At 56.2% G+C, this 3,180-nt stretch carries 2 protein-coding genes and 1 pseudogene; 2 read left to right on the top strand and 1 reads right to left on the bottom strand.

Features of this window, described 5'->3' with window-relative positions:
- Both ADADOO_RS09420 and ADADOO_RS09415 read left to right on the top strand, forming a co-directional pair.
- The coding region (locus ADADOO_RS09420; RefSeq protein ID WP_511276997.1) for a hypothetical protein at positions 1 to 1,579 on the top strand (1,579 nt) is incomplete at its 5' end.
- A 79-nt stretch (positions 1,580 to 1,658) separates the two neighbouring features.
- The gene (locus ADADOO_RS09415) at positions 1,659 to 2,867 is read left to right on the top strand and encodes a tetratricopeptide repeat protein (RefSeq protein WP_511276995.1); all 1,209 of its coding nucleotides are present in this window, start codon (positions 1,659 to 1,661) and stop codon (positions 2,865 to 2,867) included.
- An 8-nt stretch (positions 2,868 to 2,875) separates the two neighbouring features.
- Here ADADOO_RS09415 and ADADOO_RS09410 read toward each other — a convergent pair.
- Positions 2,876 to 3,180 (bottom strand): annotated as a pseudogene (locus ADADOO_RS09410) (hypothetical protein); the annotation flags it as partial.

The raw sequence follows: 3,180 nt of genomic DNA, 5'->3' as shown, positions 1-3,180 counted from the left end.
AAATGGTGAAATTGCCAAGGCACGTGCCGAGTACGATCTTTATCTGAAGCTTTACTCGAATTCGGCCGAGGCGCAAAGAATCAAGGAACGTCTTGCTGCCTTGCCCGCTGTCGAGTCAATTCGGCGCCCGGCAAAACGCGTTGCCCGTGACGACAAGCCTGCGGAATGGACAGTCAATGGCAGCCTGTCCTCATACTTCTTTGGCGGCCAGTCGAAGCAGGATGACGGACCAATGAAGCGAGATCAGGAGTCATTGATTTCGTCGTTGAACCTCAGTGCACGCTTGAGAGATTCGGTAACCGATACGCGAATTGTTTTTCGTGATACCGACAGCCGGAACTTCATGCAGCCTAGCCGTAACTACAACCGCGTGTATTCGGCCTACGCCGAGCGAAGCGATCGCGAAATCGGGTATTTCGTCCGCGTCGGGCGGCAGAATCCGAATGGTGGCGGCGTGCTTGAGCGCTTTGACGGAATCGCCGGTAGCTATAACCTGAATCCAGACTGGAAGTTGAGTGCCGTTTATGGTGAGGCCGTCGAATTCGGCTCACCGTTCAAAAAGGATTTCTATGGTGCCAGCATTGAGTTGGCACCACAGGTTTCACGACCGGGGGCCAGCCTCTATGGGATTGAGCAGAACATTGACGGGCTGTTGAACCGTCGTGCTGTCGGCTCGGAATTCCGCTATTTTGACGGCCAATTCACTGGCTTTGGCATGCTCGATTATGACCTTCTCTACAAAGGCCTCAACATTGGCATGGCGCAGGCCAACTATCTGGATCAATGGGGGAACAATTATTTTGTTTCCTACGACTATCGGCAGAGTCCTTCCTACAGTCTGACCAACGCATTGGCTACGGCAGGATATTCGACGGTCACGGATCTTGTCAGCAATGTCGGTGTCACCCAGGCCCGGCAACTGGTTGCGGATAGCACTGCGCTATCGACGATGTTCGCGACAGGGGTAACCATTCCGTTCGGTGAGCGCTGGCAGTTTGGCATCGATTATCGGATGTCGGAGATTTCGGGGACCAGTGCCTTGATTCCGCTTAACCAGATGTGCAAGGAACTTCAGGATCTCGTCAATCCCACCGATCCGCTATGCATTGATGGTCCGCGCGGCACGCTCCGAATTTCCGAGATGGGTATCTGCCAGGCCGATAGCTATGACATGATTACCAAGACCTGTCGCGCCAGTTCGGAGGCGTCGGGGCGTACCAACATGTATTCCGCCCAGGCTATCGGCACCAATTTGTTCGTGCCGAATGGCGTTGGCGTGGCTTATTTGGGCTGGATTTCCGGCCCCTCATACACCGGTCAGAATCTCGGCCTGAGTTATATCTATCCCTTTATCGAAAACTGGCGGCTGGAAAGCAATGCCCGCTATTACGCCCAGAGCAGCGATAGCGGCGAGCATACGACACAGTTTTCGCCGAGTATGAAACTGGTTTATCAGTGGCGGAACAGTCTGTCTCTTGAAAGCGAAATCGGCTACAGTGAATCGAAAAATACCGGGACGACCGAAAGCAAGAACCGGCGGGAATATCTCTATCTCGGCATTCGCTGGGACTATCGCTAGCCCCTTTTTCATTGAACGCGACTGTTCATCGCTCGGCGAGCATGCCTCCTCAAACACAAAGTAGTCTGGTGGAAAATTTATGTCATTTGTTTTGATCGGTGCAGCCAGTATCGTTGTTTCCTTGCTCTTGCTTTGGGCCCTGGAAAAATATGTTTCCAGTAAAGGCAAGAAGACAGACGTCGCGGCTGAATTGCGTGATTTGCTGATTGCGAGGGCTGATGGCCATATTGATCAATCGGAGTTCGAGCGTAAGCAAGCGGCGCTTCATGCTGCCGTTTTGCAGACTTCACCGGGGACTCGTCAGTCGGGGTTGCCGGCATATGCTCGCTGGCTGATTCCTGCGCTGCTGGCTTTTTTGCTGGCCGGGGGCCTCTATTGGGGCCTTCCTTCCCCGAGCAGCCAGCCGACGGCTAGTGGCGAAGACTTCGCCAAACTGCCGGACGTGAAACAGAGTGGCCAGGCCGGTAGTGGCGGTGACCTGAATACCGTTGTCAAAAAACTGGCCGAAAAGATGGCTAATGACCCCTTGAATGGCGAGGGCTGGTTGCTGCTTGCCAAGACCTACAGTGAGTTGCGACGTCATGCCGAAGCCGCTGCAGCCTACGAAAAAGCGTCAGCGCTCGTTACTCTGGATGCGGCCGCCTTGGCCGACTGGGCTGATGCGCACGTGATGGCCAAAGATCGCAAATGGGATGATCAAGGCCGCAAGATCGTCAAGCGTGCCGTGGCGGCCGACCCGAAGCACCTTAAAGCCCTGGCCTTGGCCGGCAGTGAGGCTTTTGATCGTGCTGACTACAAGGCGGCTATTGATTTCTGGAAGCGGATGAAGGCTGCGGCAGCGCCTGATTCGATGGACAGCAAGCTGGCCGATGCCAATATTGCCGAGGCCAATGCCATGCTCTCCGGCAAAAAACCTGCTGCTGCCGTGGCCGAACCTGCCGTGACGACTGGGGTTGTGGCCGGCGTTGTCACCCTGAATGCGAAACTGAAGGGCAAAGTTTCGGCTGAGGATACGCTGTTCGTGACTGCCAGGACGCCGGATGGTACCGGGGCACCGCTCGCGGTCTGGCGCTACAAAGGGGCGGACTTTCCGGTCGAATTTCGACTCGACGACAATTCAGCGATTATGCCCGGGCGGACGATTTCCCAGTTTTCTGAAGTGCTCGTGACGGCCAAGGTGTCGAAGAGCGGTAGTGCCGAGCCGGGCAAGGGCGACTTGCTGGCGGCTCCGGTCAAGGCCAGACTTGGCTCAACGACATTGGTCGTCGAATTGAACGCCGAGCGCTGATCGCCCCTTTAGGCCGGAAAATGCGCCGGAAAGAGCGGCGCCCGGCCAGTGGCCAGGTAATTCTTGCAGCGTTCGATGTATTCCCGGGTGCTTTTCGGCATGGCCGTTCTGGCCCGGGCAATATAGAAAATGAGGTCGCGCCCCTGGCGAATGAGCTGCAGGCCGTCCGACAGGTTGTAGGTGAATGGGGCGCTGTATGCACCCGGTCCGGTCAGCAGGGTGATGTCGGCGAGCCGTTCGCCGGCAGTCACCATGCGCGACCAGACGTCGAAGATGTCGGCGTCCGTGCGTAGCGTTTCGGTTTTGATCTTGG

The sequence above is a fragment of the Azonexus sp. genome (genome assembly GCF_036170495.1).
GTDB lineage: Bacteria > Pseudomonadota > Gammaproteobacteria > Burkholderiales > Rhodocyclaceae > Azonexus.
The sequence above is the reverse complement of the archived record's forward strand: the minus strand, read 5'-3'. Positions and strand labels throughout refer to the sequence as shown.